Below are 17,354 nucleotides of genomic sequence, written 5' to 3' on the forward strand. Positions count from 1 at the left end.
AGCGTGGTTAACCAATTTTAATGAAGAAATATGAATTTAGAGGTATTATCAATAAGCGACAATAAGAAAACACAAAACGTGGTAATTGAAAAAATTCGTGAGCTCATAAATTATAAAAATTTAGAGCCTAACGACAAATTACCGTCGGAACGGATGTTATCAGAAAAATTTGGTGTTAGCCGTGGAATAGTGAGAACCGCAATTCAAAAACTGGAATTTTATGGTTTGTTAAAATCAATTCCGCAAAGTGGCACTTTTGTTGCCGATGTAGGGTGCATTGCCATGAACGGCATTATTGATGATATTTTAGATTTGGAAACCCCAGATTTTAAAGCATTGGTAGAAACACGTATTTTATTGGAGCTTAAAACCGTAAAATTAGCTTCATTACGACGTACGGAAACCGATTTGAACCGAATGAAAAGCGCTCTCAATGCCTATACAAAAAAAGTATTGAACAACGAAAATGCCGTACAGGAAGACCTATTGTTTCATCTAGCCATAGCAAAAGCCAGTAAAAACAGCACCATGAACACGTTTATGCTTTCTATAACGCCAGAAATCATAACCAACTTTGCAAAATACCATGTTTGCGATGACGATTTAGCCATGTCGGGAATAGATGAACACACCGCTATCTATGAAGCCATAAAAGACCAAAACCCCGCCTTGGCAAGAGAAAAAATGAAGATACATTTCAAAACATTATATCAATATTGTTATAACAAACAATAGCAGCCCAACAAAAAATACATAGTCAAACAGAACGGTAACATTATAAATAATGTTCATACCATAAAGCAATAAGGTTGCAACCATATTGTTTGGTAATTTTTTTGCCAAAAAACAATAACTAAATAATAAATAAATATATGAAAATCAAAGGTTTACGCTGGTGGATTATAGGTCTGATCATGATGATCACCATCATAAATTATCTTGATAGAGGTACCCTAAATTATATGTGGGTGGCCAATATTGAGTATAAATTAGTTGATGATGTTACTACTGATATAAAAGAAAATCGAGCTCAGTTTTCAAAAGAAGACAATACTTATATCCTTGTTTCAAAGAGAGGCGAAAAAATCATCCAAAAAGCCGATATGGTCAGCTTCAAAAAGGATGGACAAATTGTAGTAAACCGTCAGGGTATTGCCTACGAGTTAGGTATTGTCGATAAAGATGCCTCGCCCGAAGAAGCTTCAAGACAAGCAAAAGACCAATTGGGCATTATTACCATTTTCTTTATGATTGCTTATGGTTTTAGTCAACTTTTCTCAGGAAAATTGTATGACAAAATAGGAACACGCCGTGGTTTTGTGGTGTCCGTTTTGGTATGGGGCGTTGCCGATGCCCTAACCTCCTTGTCCAAAGGAAAAGTATCCTTAACCGGATTTCGAATGATGCTTGGTTTGGGCGAAGCGGGCCCTTGGCCTGGAGCGACCAAAAGTAATGCAGAGTGGTTCCCTCAAAAGGAACGCGCTTTTGCACAAGGCCTTTTTGGGGCAGCGGCCTCGATAGGCTCCATTCTTGCACCGGTTGTAATCCTGTCGTTATATATGGCCATTGGTTGGAAACTAACCTTTGTTGTAGTGGGTGCTTTAGGCATTGTGTGGATAATTCCTTGGTTGATCATCAATAAAAAAGGTCCAAAAGAGCATAAATGGATAACTGAAACTGAACGTGAGTATATTTTAAGCAACCAACCAGAAGCCAAGGTAACAAATGAAGTAGGCAAATCATGGGGTCAACTTTTAGCTAACAAAAAGAATTACTCGGTAATATTGGGGCGCTTTTTTCTGGACCCTATTTGGTGGATGTTCGTTACGTTTTTACCCATGTACCTAGTGGAAGAATTTAATTTGAACATCAAGGAATTAGCCTTTTCAGCGTGGGTGCCTTACGTGGGTGCCATGGCTGGAAGCGTTGCAGGCGGCTGGTTTTCAGGACATCTAATTCGAAAAGGCGCAACGGTCAACAAAGCAAGAAAAACGGCCATGTTGGTTGGGGGCTGTATCATTATCCCATCGGTTATTGCTTCGGTAATGGTTCCCAATGCAACTTTAGCCGTTATTTTAATGGCGCTTGTTCTGGGCGGTTTTCAGTTTACAATGACCAATATCCAAACCTTACCAAGCGACCTACATGGTGGAAAATCGGTGGGCTCATTAGCCGGTTTAGGTGGTGCTGCGGCCGTTTTGGGTACTATTCTAGCCATACTGTTTGCTGGTCAAATTGCCAGTTGGCCCTTACTTTTTGGACTACTGGCTGCGTTAGTGCCACTGTCATTAATATCAATATTCTTAACTGTTGGAAAAATTGAACAAATTAAATAATCGACTTATATAGTCAGAAATATATCTAAACATTAATAAATCAAAATTTTAAAAAATATGAGTAATTTAAAAGAAAAAGTGGCCATCATTACTGGAGCTACGGGTGGCATAGGTTTTGAAGTCGCTAAAAGATTAGGAAAAGACGGCTACACAGTAATATTAAATGGTATTGAAGATGAAGTAGGTGCCCAAAAGGTTGAGGAACTTAAAGCATTGGGCATCAGCTCTGAATATTACGGATTTGATGTTACAAAAGAAGACGAAGTAACTGAAAACATTACAAAAATCGGGGAAAAATATGGTAAAATAGACCTTCTGGTAAACAATGCCGGCGGTTTGGGAGGACGGTCGCGTTTTGAAGGAATGACTACCGAATTTTACAGATTCGTAATGGCATTAAACCTAGATTCCACATTTTTTGCCTCAAGAGCGGCCATACCTTATCTTAAAAAAGGCACCAATCCTTCCATTATCAATTACACATCCATTGCCGGTTGGAATGCCGGTGGCCCTGGCGCTGGTGTTTACGGCACCGCAAAAGCCGCTGTACATACCTTAACCAGAGCTTTGGCCAAAGACCTAGCTGAATATGGTATTCGTGTAAACGCGGTTTCTCCGGGAACCATCGATACCCCCTTTCATTCTGAAATCAAATCTACAAAACCAGAAGTATTCGCTTCTTGGAAAAACAATATCTTATTGGGCCGCTTAGGTCAGCCACAAGAAGTGGCCTCTGTTATTTCGTTCTTGGCGAGCGATGATGCATCATTTCTAACCGCCGAAACCATACAAGTTGGCGGCGGCCAAGGCTTGGGCATATAATAAACGTTTTTTAGTTTCTATCAACAGCCATTTTGTGAATTATACAAGGTGGCTGTTTTACGTTTGCATCCCATGGAACGGAGCCATTCCATGAAACGTATTCTAAAGTTTATAAATTGAGCCAACAAACAGATGGTTTCATATCTTACGATGACGTAATTTATCCTATTTTTGCTTTATAAAAATTCAGCATGCAACAAACCACAAACACCATTTTGATGATTCGCCCTATAAATTTTAGGATGAACGAACAAACGGCCATAAACAACTACTACCAAAAAAAGTTGGGCACAATGCTGCCACAAGCGCAAAATGCAAAAGCACAACAGGAATTTGACAGGTATGTTGAAAAATTGCAAAGTATTGGCGTACATGTAATTGTTGTGAACGACACCAACGAATTCGACACCCCAGATGCCGTTTTTCCAAACAATTGGATATCGTTTCACGAAAATGGTGATGTAGCCATTTACCCCATGTTTGCTGAAAACAGACGCTTGGAGCGCAGGGACGATATATTTGGAATTTTGGAAGCTGAAGGGTTTGAAATTAACAACATCGTTGATTACACAAGCGCTGAAGATGAGCAACTCTTTCTTGAAGGTACCGGAAGCATCGTGCTGGATCGCGTAAACCAAAAAGCGTATTGCGCCATATCGCCACGTGCCGATGAGGACTTATTTATTGAATTTTGTGAAGATTTTGGGTATATGCCCGTTATTTTTACCGCAAACCAAACTGTAAACGGACAGCGAAAACCCATTTACCATACCAACGTGATGATGTGCATAGGCGAAACTTTTGCAGTTGTTTGTTTAAGCAGCATTGACGATAAGGCTGAACGCAAAAACCTCATCAATCATTTAAAACAGGACGGAAAGGAACTTATTGATATAACCGAATTGCAAGCAAGCCATTTTGCAGGCAATATGTTACAGGTAAAAGGTTTTAATAACGAAAAATATGTGGTTATGAGTTCGGCTGCTTATCATGCCTTAACAAAAAATCAAATTGAAAAACTTGAAGCACACTGCAAATTACTTCATAGCCCGTTGGATACTATTGAAGCTTGTGGCGGTGGAAGTGCGCGTTGTATGATGGCCGAAGTGTTTTTGCCAAAAGTTTAATCCTGTTTAAAAAAGCATCTATAAGTTTAAGGTAATGGATTTCGCGAAGGTTCCAATGCAATAACGAATCTTCTTTTTCCGAAGATAGAATACAGCTTACAAAAATTTATGCTGGCCTTGTTTTTGGCAATTGTACATAAAAGGTACTGCCCACGTTTACGGTACTTTCAACCCAAATTTTTCCGTGGTTAAGCTCTACCAATTCTTTACAAATGGACAAGCCCAAACCTGTACCCTTTTCGTTGTTGGTACCAACCGTTGTAAAGGAACTATTCTTGAAAAGTTTATCGATATTTTGTTTTGAAATTCCAATACCGGTGTCGGCAATACTAATGATGCAGCTACCGTTGCTAATATGGTTCGAAATGGTAATGGTGTCGCCGTTTTTACAGAATTTCAAGGCGTTTGCAAGCAAATTTTGCACCACGATTTCAAACATACTTCGGTCGGCATAGGCAAAGTCGCGCAACGAATGGTCAATAAGTTCAATGCCTTTGTTTTCCATGCGCTGTTCAATCAATCGCACTTTTTCCTCAAAAACTTCCTGAATATCGAATAAAGTGGGTTTTGGTTCTAAAGACTGCATTTGCGACTTAGACCAATTGAGCAAATTAAACAGTAATAAAGAGGCATTGTTGGCATTCTCACTTAGCTCAGGAATTAAGTTATCAAACTCCTCTCTTGATAATGAGCCGTCTTTTAACAAATCAATAAACCCATTGATGGATGAAAGCGAATCCTTTAAATCGTGCGATACAATTGAAAACAACTTGTCCTTTACGTTGTTTACGTTTTCAAGATGCTTGGTCTGTTCAGCAAATGCTTCGTTTTGAAGTTCTATTTTCAGGTTCTTTTCTTCTAATTCCTGGGTATATTTAATATTGCTGTTTCGTTTTAAATAAATCAATATCAAAAAAGTTGAAACAATGGCAAGTGCCGCCAACAATCCGTAAAAAATTAGCTTAAACTTATCAAAGGCAACAGGCTCGGGGTTGCTTAAGTTGGAAACCGGATCTAAAGTGTTCGTGTTGGCCAATTCCTTTTCAAAATCTGGATTGAAATCTAAATTATTTGCATTTGAGTCTGGTGTATGTTTGGCGTTTTGCAAACTGCTTTTTAGGTTATAATATTCGCGTTGCCATGCAAAGGCCTTATCAAATTTTCCTCTGGTAGAATCGAGGGCAATCATCGATTTGTAATACCGCAGCAATTCTGGTTTGTTGTTGATGCTTTTTGCAATTGTACCGGCTTCCAAAAGTTGTTGCTCTGCCAAAACCAAGCGATTGGTTTGCAAATTCAACTCGCCCAAATTGTTTAATGCCATTAAAACGCCTACTTTGTTATCAGATTTCCTGTTAATGTCCAATCCTTCCAATAAATACTTGGCAGCCCTATCAAAATCGTTGAATTTTAAATATTCGCTTCCCAATTTTGGGTAAATACGACCGCGCAAGGAATCGGCAGTAGCTTCGGCCAACACTTTTTCATAGTATTCAATAGCTTTTCTGTTTTCATTTTTACGTGAATAGAGTTCGGCCAACTGAATATTTGAGCGTACCATGCCCTTAACATCGCGCAATTGTTCTTGAATGTCGTTTGCTTTTAAGTTAAATTCAATCGCCTTATCAACTGCGCCCATATTATAGTAGGCATTTGCAACATTGCCATAGGCCAAACTAAGGTCTTTTTGCAAGCGTTTTTTCTCTAATTCCTTTATGGAAGCAAGGGCATACTGCAGCCCGATTGCATAATTGCCGCGTTTAATTTCTATTAAGCCAATACTGTTATTTACGCGGGCAACGTTTAAGGTATCGTTTAATTTTTTGTATAGTGCCTTGGCTTTGTTGTATCCATTTATGGCATTTATATAATCGCTTTTTTCAGCATATATAAGCGCTTTATAATATGTAATTTCAGCAACTCCCGAGGTATAATCAATGTTGGAAGACAACTTTTCGCTTTCAATAACATACTTCATGGCCTTATCATAATCCTTTAGTTCATATAAGGATTTGATAAGTTTTAGCGACGTTTTTACTTTTAGGGAATCTTGGGTCTCAAAAGCCAATTGTATGGACAGGCTATCCAGCTCTTTGGTTTGAGAGAAACCATAGAACACAGATAAAACAATAATGAGAGTAATTATTTTCCTCATACAATATTACATTACTTCCAGTAATAAAGCCATAATTGCTAGTATCTTATTTGAGGGAAATAAGGTTTGCTTTATCAAGCTTAACGTTTAGTCAGTTTTTAAAAAATGTTCCAAAAGTTGGAATTAAATAGCTTTACGCAACAAAAGTTGGAAAAAGCCTTTTTATAATCTAATTTCTGCGTTTTAATACCAATAAATTAGTTAAAATGACAAAGTGAAAATAACTAAAAATCGACCAATAGATTAACGGTAAAAATTACACGACAAGTGCACTTTTATCAATAAAAAACTATCGGGCACAAAACCACATGCTGCATCTTTTTGAACAAAAGTGCCAATGGTCCAATAATAAGCATCGCTTTACCTTTACATTGTACTTAACCCATTTTATTAAAACACATTTTGCCTTCAATGCTTTAATAAAAGTTTTATCTTTGCTCACCTAAAAAACAATCAGCAATGAGCCTTCAAGAAACGTTACAAAACAAAGTTAAGCATGCCGTTTCAACAACTTTTAATGTGAACCTGGAATCGGTTGAATTTCAGGCAACCCGTAAGGAATTTGCGGGCGATATGACCGTTGTTATTTTCCCAATGTTGCGTTTCATTAAAGGAAATCCGGTTCAAATAGGCGAAACCATAGGTAACTATCTGGTGGAAAACGTGCAGGAAGTGAAGGCTTTTAACGTAGTGAAAGGCTTTTTAAACATTGAAATAGACGATGCGTACTACATCCATTTTTTTAATACCATAAAAGATGATGAGACCTATGGTTTTGTGGCGCCTAAAGCCAACGAAAAAGCCATTATGGTTGAATATTCATCACCAAACACCAACAAACCCTTGCATTTAGGGCATGTTCGCAACAATTTATTGGGTTACAGTGTTGCCGAAATATTGAAGGCCTCAGGAAAAAAAGTATATAAAACCCAAATTATTAACGACCGTGGCATTCATATTTGCAAAAGCATGTTGGCCTGGAAACGATTTGGAAATGGTGAAACACCCGAAAGTACAGGTTTAAAGGGCGATAAGTTGGTTGGCAACTATTATGTGAAATTTGACCAGGCATATAAAAAGGAAATCGAGCAATTGGTTGCATCAGGTATTTCAGAAGAAGTATCAAAAAAAACGGCTCCTTTATTAATGGAAGCCCAAAACATGCTACTAAAATGGGAAGCTGGCGATGCAGAAACCGTTGCGCTTTGGAAAATGATGAATGGCTGGGTTTATGAAGGCTTTAATGAATCTTACAAAAATCTAGGTGTCGATTTTGATAAATTATATTATGAAAGCGACACCTATTTATTGGGCAAGGAATTTGTTGCCGAAGGATTAAACAAAGGTGTTTTTACCCAAGAAGCCGATGGTTCGGTTTGGTGCGATTTAACCGAAGATGGCTTGGATAAAAAAATCGTGCAACGAAGCGATGGAACTGCGGTTTATATAACCCAGGACATTGGTACCGCCATACAGCGCATCAAAGATTTTCCAGATGTTGGCGGCTTGGTATATACCGTTGGAAACGAACAGGATTACCATTTTCAAGTATTGTTCCTGATTTTGAAAAAACTAGGTTTTGAATGGGCAAAAAACCTCTACCACTTAAGTTATGGCATGGTTGATTTGCCTAGCGGAAAAATGAAAAGTAGGGAAGGTACCGTGGTTGATGCCGACGATTTAATTGATGAAATGACCAAAACTGCAGGTGAGATTTCAGAAGAATTAGGGAAACTTGATGGCTATTCGGAAGAAGAAAAACAAGCGCTTTACAAAACCATTGGCCTGGGTGCTTTAAAATATTATATTTTGAAGGTTGACCCTAAAAAACGTATTTTGTTCGACCCCAAAGAGTCCATTGATTTTCAAGGAAACACAGGCCCATTCATACAATATACCTATGCCAGGATTCAAGCCATTTTAAGAAAGGCCGATTTTGACTATACCGTTACCCTAAACGCTTCAAATAGCAATGGGAACAAACCGTGCTTGCACCACAAAGAAAAAGAGCTTATAAAACAATTGGAGTTATTCCCGGAGATTATCCAAAATGCCGCGGCACAATACAGTCCTGCATTGGTGGCAAACTACACTTACGAATTGGTAAAGGAATTTAATTCATTTTATCAAAACGTTTCTATTTTGGGCGCCGATAATTTGAATGATAAAACATTTAGGGTACAACTATCCAAAAAAGTAGCGGGAACCATTAAAAAAGCGTTTGGGGTTTTAGGGATTCAGGTGCCGGAACGGATGTAACCCATAACGAACCAAACCCCGGATTTAAAACCCATTACCCCAACAGCATCAGGGTTGAAAGGCAATGAAATGGCATACCGCCATTTCGTAAATACGTTATTTAGCGCAAACGCCTTATTGCCTTACCACCATTAATGCAATGCACAAACTGGAAATCTTGCGATTAAAGTGCATAGCGTTTTCGTATAATTGTCAGTTGCGTGGTTTAGAGCTTAACTTTGCTAGTATGCACAAAACTGAAAATCCTCGCAGATTTTCAGAAGTAGGCAAGAACAGGCAATTACTTACGGACATTAAAGCGTGTCGATTTTATTTTTTAAGCCTCTTTTTTACATCCATACTTTGATGTAAAATTCTACTGATTTCAATTGTGTTGTCATCTATAAGTTCATAAAACACAATATGTTTTCCTGTTTTAAATCCACGTAGTTTTGGTTCTACTCCATCGTAATTCTTACCGCAATTTGGGTCAAGCGTAATTTGATTAAAGGTTTCAATCAATAGGTCATAATACTTGTCGGCTTGTTTTATCGACCATTTATGAAATGTGAATTCCCAAATTTCATTTAAATCTCGATTAGATAAACGTGTCAATCGATACTTAAGCATCAACTCCGTGTTTGGCTTTGAGATTTTTTAGGTTTTGGACTGGGTCAAAATCTTCTACTATTCCGCTTTCTTTTCCTTTTCTAATGGCTTCTCTTAAAGCAACAATTTTACTTTCTTCATCTTCCAACAATCGAAGTCCTGCCCTTATTACTTCGCTAACGTTTTTATATCGTCCAGCTGAAACTTGTGTTTGCACGAATTGGTCGAAATAATCCCCGAGTGATATTGATGTATTTTTCATTTGTAAACTTTTTTCAAAGATACCAAAATTTGGTAAAAAATACAGATTTTGCTCGATTTTAGCAAATTACGCATGACTAAGAAACATAACCAACAAACCTTTTATCTTCCGTACAAGAAGTATTTATTTACCAAATCAATATACAATCGCTTTGCTTCATTTTGCGAAATATCCTTTACCTGAAACAGCGCATTGGTTTTAAAGGCATTGATGATGGCTTTTTTGCTTCCGGGGCGACTGTAATTATTGGTGGCCTTTTTGTAATAGGCATACAAATTTAAGAGCACATCGGCGGGAAATGGCTCGGTGTAAGCGTTAACGCGATTCACGGTTTCTTGGAACTCTATTTCTAATTCTTCATCAGTCATGTAACTCTGCAATAATAGTTTCACCTCCACGAACTTTTTGGTTAAGTGTTACATTTATTTTTGAGTTTAAAGGTAGAAATAAATCAACTCTCGAACCAAATTTTATAAACCCAGAATCGGCACCTTGAAGCACCCGATCGTTAATTTGGGCATAGTTCACGATGCGCTTTGCGAGCGCACCGGCAATTTGTCTATAAAGTACTTTTCCAAAGGTTTTGTTCTCAACAACCACCGTAGTTCGCTCATTTTCCTCACTTGCTTTTGGATGCCATGCAACCAAATATTTTCCGGGGTGGTATTTGCTAAATATTACCGTTCCACTTATTGGATAACGCGTTACGTGCACATTTATTGGCGACATAAACACGCTAACCTGCAAACGCTTTTCATTAAAAAACTCCTTTTCAAAAACTTCTTCAATTACCACAACTTTACCATCTACGGGCGAAACAACATGGCCATCGTTTACAATTGTTTTGCGTTTTGGATTTCTGAAAAATTGAAGAATAAGTGTTAAAAACAACAGCAAAACGAGCAGTACAAAGGTACGAAGCCATCCAATGGGAATAAAGGTATCGGCCAACAACGAGCAACCTATAACAACAAGAAATGTTACCAATATGATTATACGACCTTCTTTATGAAACATAATTCAAAATTCTTAAAAATAAATAGATAAAAGGTGCTGCAAAAATAACACTATCCAACCGATCTAGCAACCCCCCGTGCCCGGGCATGATAACACCGCTATCCTTTACATTGGCCTGCCTTTTAAACTTGGATTCCACCAAATCGCCCAACGTGCCAAAAACGCTTACTATAATGCTTAAAATCAACCAAGCCGTAAAGCCCAACGTGTGCGTAAAGGTAGCAATAAAATAACTTGCAATACACGAAAAAAACAAACCACCCAGAAAGCCTTCTACTGTTTTTTTTGGTGAAATTTTCTCAAATAATTTCTGTTTTCCAAAATTTTTACCAATTAAATAGGCAAATGAATCGTTTACCCAAACCAAAATAAATGCCCCCAAAAGAATGTTCGGATTATAATCATCGTGATAATCGGCTATAAGAATTAAGAAAATAAATGCTGTGGAAATATAAAAAGTGGTCAATAAAAATCGTTTTGTGCCAAAAAGCGGAATGGTTTTTTCTGAAAACAAATCTTTAATCAAGAACAGTTTAACAAATATGGTAAGCACCATCAATATTTGTGTGGCTTTATCAATGCTTCTATCAGAATCCAAAATAAGCTGCCAATATCCAAAAACACCATAAAGCACTATAAAAATGAGATAAGGCACATTGCTTCTTAATTGGATGAGCTTTTTAAATTCGGCCAAACAAACCATACCAAACACAAAAAAAAGGCCAATAAGCAGGTATTCAAAATATACGCACAAAATTAAAAGCATTACATAAAGTAAGCCAGAAAGGGATCGAACAAGCATTTCCTTCATGCTACAAATCTTCTAAAAGAAGTAGGTAAAGATTTTTGGCGCTACTGCCATAACTTAAAAAATCTTTTTCGTCGCCCGACTTAAAGTGTTTTATGGTAGTAATATTTGTTGGGATTTTTTGTCGGTTTTTAGATTTGATACCCCTTAAACCCTCGCCAATAGTTTCAACAATTTGGCTGGTAGTTGCAAAAACTATAAAATTTATGGGGAGTTCGGGTAGTTTTTTTTCAAAAATTTGCTTGGATGAAATGAGCAACGACCCATCGTTGGCTATTAAATTCTCGCAGGTTGTTAAGAAAAACGTTGCGTCGCCAGAATTTTTTGTTGGCTTTAATTGGGCACTTTTAAATTTATCCTTTAGGTTATCGTCATAAATCAACGCCTCTTCGTGTTGCCAATTATTTTCATCAATAATGTGCTGCAAGGTTTGGTAGATCTCGTTCAAATTTTCACAGTACAAAAATTTTCCCCCGTTCGCCTTAAAGTTTATGGTAAACTTTTCGTCAATGGGTAGTTTTATTTCGGGCATGTACTTTCCTCTATCACCAGATTTTATTTCTTCGGTAGATTGATCGGGCTTTAAACCAAAAATTTTTCTAAAAAGGCTCATTTAGTAAGCTGCTATTAATGTCATTCTTTTTAAGATTATCAAATATAAAAAATCTTAAATTAACCATGCGGCTAATTTAAGATTTTTACTTGAAGCTTAACAAAATATATGAAAAACTTAGCTTTCTGGCGTTTCGGTCACTTCTTTTTCAAAAGCGCGCTTCCCAAATATTAATTCCAGGTTGTCTTTAAAAATCACTTCCTTTTCAAGAAGTACCTCTGCCAACTCCGTAAGTTTATCTTTGTGTTCTTCTAAAAGCGCTATGGCCCGTTTGTATTGTGTTTCTATTATATCTGAAATTTCCTTATCAATCAATTCTGCCGTTTGTTCGCTGTATGGTTTTGTAAAGCCATATTCGTTTTGTCCGGATGAATCGTAATAGGTTAAATTACCAACTTTTTCGCTCAATCCGTAAATGGTAACCATGGCTCTTGCCTGTTTTGTTACTTTTTCCAAATCGCTCAAAGCTCCGGTAGAAATTTTATTGAAAATAACCTTTTCGGCAGCCCGCCCGCCTAAAGCAGCGCACATTTCGTCCAACATTTGCTCAGGGTGCACAATTAAGCGCTCTTCAGGCAAATACCATGCAGCGCCCAACGAACGGCCACGGGGCACGATGGTAACCTTAACGAGGGGAGCCGCATGTTCCAGCATCCAACTTACTACGGCATGACCCGCTTCGTGAAAGGCAACGGCTCTTTTTTCACTAGGTGTTACAATTTTATTTTTCTTTTCTAGGCCGCCAATAATCCTATCTACCGCATCAAGAAAATCCTGTTTATCAACCGATTCTTTTCCTTGTCTGGCCGCAATAAGTGCTGCTTCGTTACATACGTTTGCGATGTCGGCACCAGAAAACCCCGGCGTTTGCTTTGAAAGAAAATCAAGATCTAAATCCTCATCTTTTTTTAAGGGCCTTAAATGCACTTCAAAAATCTCTTTTCGTTCGCGCACATCGGGCAAATCGACAAATATTTGTCTATCAAAACGTCCGGCACGCATTAAAGCAGTATCTAAAATATCGGCTCTATTGGTGGCGGCAAGCACAATAACGTTTGTATTGGTGCCAAAACCATCCATTTCCGTCAATAATTGGTTTAGGGTGTTTTCACGCTCATCATTACTTCCAGACATGGCGTTTTTACCTCTGGCACGACCAATGGCATCAATTTCATCAATAAAAATAATGGAAGGCGATTTTTCTTTGGCCTGTTTAAACAAATCGCGAACGCGCGATGCTCCCACGCCAACAAACATTTCTACGAAATCGGAGCCCGATAACGAGAAAAAAGGCACTTTTGCTTCACCTGCAACCGCTCTGGCCAATAAGGTTTTGCCCGTTCCCGGAGGCCCTACAAGCAATGCCCCTTTTGGGATTTTCCCACCAAGTTTGGTATATTTTTCAGGAAATTTAAGAAAATCAACTATTTCCTGAACTTCTTCTTTGGCACCTTCTAAACCTGCAACATCCTTAAAAGTTGTTTTTACTTCGGTATTTTGGTCGAAAAGTTTTGCTTTCGATTTTCCTATGTTAAAAATTTGGCCTCCAGCACCACCTCCGGCACCACCCGCCATACGGCGCATAATATAAATCCAAACACCAATAAGTAAAATAAATGGCAACAAGCCCATTAACAAACTGCCCCAATTATCGGTTTCGGTATCAAATTTCACAACAGGTTTCTTGGGTAAATCCTTCGTGATTTCATTTACTTGGTTTTCAAAGTTTTGAAGATCGCCAAATTCAAATTGATAATTTGGCATTTTTGTTGTCGAGGGCAGAAACGAGGTTGGCTTCGATTTTTTATGAATATCCTTAGCTTCTGCCTCGGCAGTTAAATATACTTTGGCTACCCGTGTGTTTTTTATAATGTCAACCTTTTCAACATCGCCCGCTTCAAGAAACTTAAAGAAATCGGAGGGTGTTGTGGCACTTGCATCTTGTGATGTGCCGTTGTTAAATAATTGAAAACCCAGAAATAAGGCTATCATAATACCATAAATCCAGTAAGGACTGAATTTTGGCTTGTTGTCGTTTATATTTTTCTTGTCGTTTGCCATTGCTTTTTAGTAACTCGTTTCTATAACTGTTGTTTTTGCATCGCCCCAAAGACTTTCAATATCGTAATAGTGCCTGATGTGCTTTTGAAATACATGAACAACCACATTTACATAATCTACAAGTACCCATTCGGCATTGTCCATCCCTTCGGTGTGCCACGGATGGTCTTTAAGTTCTTTGCTAACTTTTTTCTGGATGGAATTAACAATAGCGTTAACCTGCGTGTTTGAAGCGCCTTCGCAAATTATAAAATAATCGCAAACCGTATTTTCAATCTCCCTTAAATCCAGAATATTAATTTCTTTTCCTTTTACGTCTTCTATCCCACTAATTATAACAGATATTAATTGGTCTGCGTTTATATTTTCTTTCGCCATTAATTTTTTTTAATTTTTTGCAAAGTTATTATTTTTTTAGTTCTTTATACTTTAAAATAATCATAAGATTTCCAAAGCCAATAATAACCATTTAATGCGTATAATCAAACTTAATGCCATCGATTCTACCAATAGCTACCTAAGAAAACTTTGTGCGAGTAATTTGGTGACCGATTACACGGCCGTAATGGCAAAAAAGCAAACGCAAGGCAGGGGCCAAATGGGTACGGTTTGGAGCTCGCAAACATCTAAAAACCTAACGTTCAGCGTGTTTAAGAATGTTTCAGCTTACCATTTACAGCATCCTTTTTACATTAGCATTGTTGTTTCGTTGGCAGTTTTAAAAAGCTTACAATTTTTTTCTATCCCTAAATTGAGCATCAAATGGCCTAACGACATTTTGTCAGAAAACAAAAAACTATGTGGCATCTTAATAGAAAATGTCCTGAAACAAAACAAGTTTTCAGAATCCTTTATAGGCATTGGCCTGAATGTGAACCAAACCGATTTTAAAAATTTACCACAGGCATCATCTTTAAGGCTCGTAACTGGAAATATTTTTGATTTGGATGAAGTAGCGAAACAAATCATCAAAAATTTAAAGGTTTATTTCGATGTTTTGGAAGGTGAACATTTCAGTATGTTGAAAACGGAGTATGAGTCGTACCTATTCAGAAAAAACAAACCTTCAACATTTAAGGATGCTGAAGGCACGGTGTTTTCTGGTTTTATAAAGAATGTTTCCGAAACCGGAAGCCTTCAGGTATTGGTTGAAGACGCGGTAATAAAGGAATTCGACTTTAAAACGATTACGCTTTTGTATTAATCGAATACCATCTCTTTTTCCACACCGATTACACGCATTTTCACGGAAGTTTCGTAAAATATTGCTGAATTATTTCTACTAATAAAATTTTAAATTTAAAAAATCGGGCGAAACCAGGTAAAACCGAGTTTTAGTTTATTTGTTCCTAAATAGCCTTTGGGATACTTGTAGCGAGCGTTTCGATAAATTTGCTTATGGGACCTTTAATCATCATGGCCATCATGGGGTTGAAGTCGCCAGAAAACTGCAATTGCACTTCGCTGGAATGTTCATCTTTTTGAACAATGTTGCCAGTAAGCGAAAAGTCGATTTTTCCGCCTGCGGCACCCAGCACAATTTTGTTGGGCGGCACTACTTCTTTCTTTTTAAGGATTATTTCTGGCATCCCTTTTAATGCGAATAAAAAAGTATCGTCGCTTAAAACTTCAAATTTACTAATGTTCTCGGGCATTAAACTTTCAAAGTTTTTTACGTTTGCCAAAAAATCAAATACAGCTTCGGGTGATTTTTCAACATTTATTTTAGGTGATTCTAAATTCATAGTATGTTGTTTTGTTGTTCATGCATTTGTTGTCAAATCGATAGTCGGCTAAACGACTAAACAACTCACAACAAACTTTTCAAATTGCGTTCCATTGGCTCGGGTTCGTATTCCATTCCAATAAGGTCTTCAGCTCTTTATCGGTAATATAATTGGTTTTCAGGGCCTGTTCCAGCAAACTGTTATAATCGCTCAAAGTTTGTAAAGTAATGCCTTCTTTTTTAAAATTTTCTATTGAAACATCAAAGCCATAGGTAAAGATGGCAATCATGCCTTTTACGTTTACGCGTGCTTCTTTTAGGGCTTTTACGGCGTTTAAACTGCTGCCGCCAGTACTTATCAAGTCTTCAACCACTACCACATTTTGACCGTGTTCTATAAAACCTTCAATTTGGTTTTTTCTACCATGGGCTTTTGCATCGGGCCTTACATATATAAAAGGTAAGCCCATATATTCGGCAACCAACATACCAATACCAATAGCGCCCGTTGCGACACCCGCAATTACATCGGGCTTGCCATATTGCTTTTCAATCTGTTTGGCCATGGTTTCACGAATGTAATTCCTAATGGGCGGAAACGACAATACAATACGGTTATCGCAATAAATGGGCGATTTCCATCCAGAAGCCCAAGTAAATGGCTCCTTTGGGCTTAGTTTTATAGCATTTATTTGCAATAAAACCTCAGCAGTTTTTTTAGCGATGTCTTTATTAAAAATCATAGCCACAAAATTAAACATAAATTTAGTTTTACATAACAGGTGTGCATTTATTAAAAAAATATTTTTCAACATTGTAAAGTTTGCAACTAAAAATGATATTTTTACCAAAATTGTAATAATTTAATTAAGGAATGTATAAAGTTTTTGTTGGCGACAAACCTATCATATTAACAACAAGAGTTGAACAGGAAACAAACTTTAAAAATTATTTGCTAGATACCGTTAATATTGGCAAAGTGATTAAAGAACTTAACACAACAAAGTTGCAAGAAGTTAGGCTTATCCACAAAAACGATGAGAAACTCCTTAAAAAGTTCTTGAAAAAACTACCTAACGTTGTTGCGGCGGGCGGTAAAGTTTTTAATGCTGAAAACGACATTCTGTTTATTTACCGAAACGACAAATGGGATTTGCCCAAAGGAAAAATTGAAGGCAATGAAACTATTGAAAAAACGGCTCTACGCGAAGTTATGGAAGAAACCGGCGTTTCTGGTCTGGAAATAACGAAGCCTTTAGAAACTACTTACCACATTTTTAAGCGCAATGGCAACCACAAACTAAAAATTACTTATTGGTTTGAAATGAAAACCACTTTTACGGGTAATTTATATGCCCAAGAAGATGAAGGCATCACCAAGGTTGAATGGCTAAACGAAATAAAAACCCAGGAAGCACTCGAAAATTCGTATGCCAACATAAAATTGCTCATTTAATCATTTAAGTTATCTTCCTAATAGTTAAAATTCTGAAAATCAATATAAATTAATCGTTATCAGAAAATTAATACCATAAAAAATTGGTTTGATGTAATTAAAAAAATAGCGCTTTTTTATTTTT

18 protein-coding genes are annotated in these 17,354 nt (G+C 37.3%); 7 read left to right on the plus strand and 11 right to left on the minus strand.

Annotated elements, in window-relative coordinates:
* Positions 1–30: 30 nt before the first annotated feature.
* The 4 genes from GQO80_RS05920 (at position 31) to ctlX (ending at position 4,285) form a co-directional block, all read left to right on the plus strand.
* Positions 31–735, plus strand: a complete 705-nt coding sequence (locus GQO80_RS05920) for a FadR/GntR family transcriptional regulator (RefSeq protein WP_157207418.1) — start codon at positions 31–33, stop codon at positions 733–735.
* A 137-nt stretch (positions 736–872) separates the two neighbouring features.
* Positions 873–2,336 carry an MFS transporter gene (locus GQO80_RS05925; protein ID WP_157207419.1) on the plus strand — a complete coding sequence of 488 codons (1,464 nt, stop codon included), beginning with the start codon at positions 873–875 and terminating at the stop codon, positions 2,334–2,336.
* Between the two features lie 57 nt (positions 2,337–2,393).
* On the plus strand, positions 2,394–3,158 hold the full coding sequence (locus GQO80_RS05930; protein ID WP_157207420.1) for an SDR family NAD(P)-dependent oxidoreductase: 765 nt from the start codon (positions 2,394–2,396) through the stop codon (positions 3,156–3,158).
* 191 nt (positions 3,159–3,349) lie between these two features.
* Positions 3,350–4,285, plus strand: coding sequence for a citrulline utilization hydrolase CtlX (gene ctlX / locus GQO80_RS05935; RefSeq protein ID WP_157207421.1), 936 nt, complete (start codon positions 3,350–3,352; stop codon positions 4,283–4,285).
* Between the two features lie 106 nt (positions 4,286–4,391).
* On the opposite strand, the gene GQO80_RS05940 is transcribed toward ctlX, so the two are convergent.
* On the minus strand, positions 4,392–6,440 hold the full coding sequence (locus GQO80_RS05940) for a tetratricopeptide repeat-containing sensor histidine kinase (RefSeq protein WP_157207422.1): 2,049 nt from the start codon (positions 6,438–6,440) through the stop codon (positions 4,392–4,394).
* Between the two features lie 459 nt (positions 6,441–6,899).
* On the opposite strand from GQO80_RS05940, the gene argS reads away from it, so the two are divergent.
* On the plus strand, positions 6,900–8,699 hold the full coding sequence (argS, locus tag GQO80_RS05945) for an arginine--tRNA ligase (protein WP_157207423.1): 1,800 nt from the start codon (positions 6,900–6,902) through the stop codon (positions 8,697–8,699).
* Positions 8,700–9,008: 309 nt separating this feature from the next.
* Here the strand turns inward: argS and GQO80_RS05950 are convergent, their stop codons facing one another.
* The 8 genes from GQO80_RS05950 to rsfS all read right to left on the minus strand — a co-directional run bounded on the left by GQO80_RS05950 (position 9,009) and on the right by rsfS (position 14,426).
* Positions 9,009–9,308, minus strand: coding sequence for a type II toxin-antitoxin system RelE/ParE family toxin (locus GQO80_RS05950; protein WP_157207424.1), 300 nt, complete (start codon positions 9,306–9,308; stop codon positions 9,009–9,011).
* The gene (locus tag GQO80_RS05955) at positions 9,301–9,549 is read right to left on the minus strand and encodes a type II toxin-antitoxin system ParD family antitoxin (RefSeq protein WP_157207425.1); all 249 of its coding nucleotides are present in this window, start codon (positions 9,547–9,549) and stop codon (positions 9,301–9,303) included. Before GQO80_RS05955 ends, GQO80_RS05950 begins: the two co-directional genes overlap by 8 nt.
* Before the next feature lie 101 nt (positions 9,550–9,650).
* Positions 9,651–9,917, minus strand: coding sequence for an acyl-CoA-binding protein (locus GQO80_RS05960; protein WP_157207649.1), 267 nt, complete (start codon positions 9,915–9,917; stop codon positions 9,651–9,653).
* Complete coding sequence (locus GQO80_RS05965; RefSeq protein WP_157207426.1) at positions 9,910–10,566, minus strand: phosphatidylserine decarboxylase family protein; 657 nt, start codon at positions 10,564–10,566, stop codon at positions 9,910–9,912. Before GQO80_RS05965 ends, GQO80_RS05960 begins: the two co-directional genes overlap by 8 nt.
* Positions 10,556–11,377 (minus strand): phosphatidate cytidylyltransferase, encoded by an 822-nt coding sequence (locus GQO80_RS05970; RefSeq protein ID WP_157207427.1) that lies wholly within the window; start codon positions 11,375–11,377, stop codon positions 10,556–10,558. Before GQO80_RS05970 ends, GQO80_RS05965 begins: the two co-directional genes overlap by 11 nt.
* 1 nt (position 11,378) lies before the next feature.
* The gene (locus tag GQO80_RS05975) at positions 11,379–11,987 is read right to left on the minus strand and encodes an LUD domain-containing protein (RefSeq protein ID WP_157207428.1); all 609 of its coding nucleotides are present in this window, start codon (positions 11,985–11,987) and stop codon (positions 11,379–11,381) included.
* 117 nt (positions 11,988–12,104) lie between these two features.
* Entirely contained in the window at positions 12,105–14,048 is a 1,944-nt protein-coding gene (gene ftsH / locus GQO80_RS05980) for an ATP-dependent zinc metalloprotease FtsH (RefSeq protein ID WP_157207429.1), read from the minus strand.
* Between the two features lie 6 nt (positions 14,049–14,054).
* A complete protein-coding gene (gene rsfS, locus GQO80_RS05985) occupies positions 14,055–14,426 on the minus strand; it encodes a ribosome silencing factor (protein WP_157207430.1) in 372 nt (123 codons plus the stop codon).
* 94 nt (positions 14,427–14,520) lie between these two features.
* Between rsfS and GQO80_RS05990 the strand changes: the two genes are divergently transcribed.
* On the plus strand, positions 14,521–15,252 hold the full coding sequence (locus GQO80_RS05990) for a biotin--[acetyl-CoA-carboxylase] ligase (protein WP_157207431.1): 732 nt from the start codon (positions 14,521–14,523) through the stop codon (positions 15,250–15,252).
* A gap of 145 nt (positions 15,253–15,397) precedes the next feature.
* On the opposite strand, the gene GQO80_RS05995 is transcribed toward GQO80_RS05990, so the two are convergent.
* The gene (locus GQO80_RS05995; RefSeq protein WP_157207432.1) at positions 15,398–15,793 is read right to left on the minus strand and encodes an SRPBCC family protein; all 396 of its coding nucleotides are present in this window, start codon (positions 15,791–15,793) and stop codon (positions 15,398–15,400) included.
* A 79-nt stretch (positions 15,794–15,872) separates the two neighbouring features.
* Positions 15,873–16,517, minus strand: coding sequence for an orotate phosphoribosyltransferase (gene pyrE / locus GQO80_RS06000; RefSeq protein ID WP_157207433.1), 645 nt, complete (start codon positions 16,515–16,517; stop codon positions 15,873–15,875).
* A 131-nt stretch (positions 16,518–16,648) separates the two neighbouring features.
* Here pyrE and GQO80_RS06005 point away from each other — a divergent pair, with 131 nt between their 5' ends.
* Entirely contained in the window at positions 16,649–17,230 is a 582-nt protein-coding gene (locus tag GQO80_RS06005; protein WP_157207434.1) for an NUDIX hydrolase, read from the plus strand.
* Positions 17,231–17,354: the final 124 nt, after the last annotated feature.

This window comes from Mariniflexile maritimum (assembly GCF_009746565.1).
GTDB classification, from domain to species: domain Bacteria; phylum Bacteroidota; class Bacteroidia; order Flavobacteriales; family Flavobacteriaceae; genus Mariniflexile; species Mariniflexile maritimum.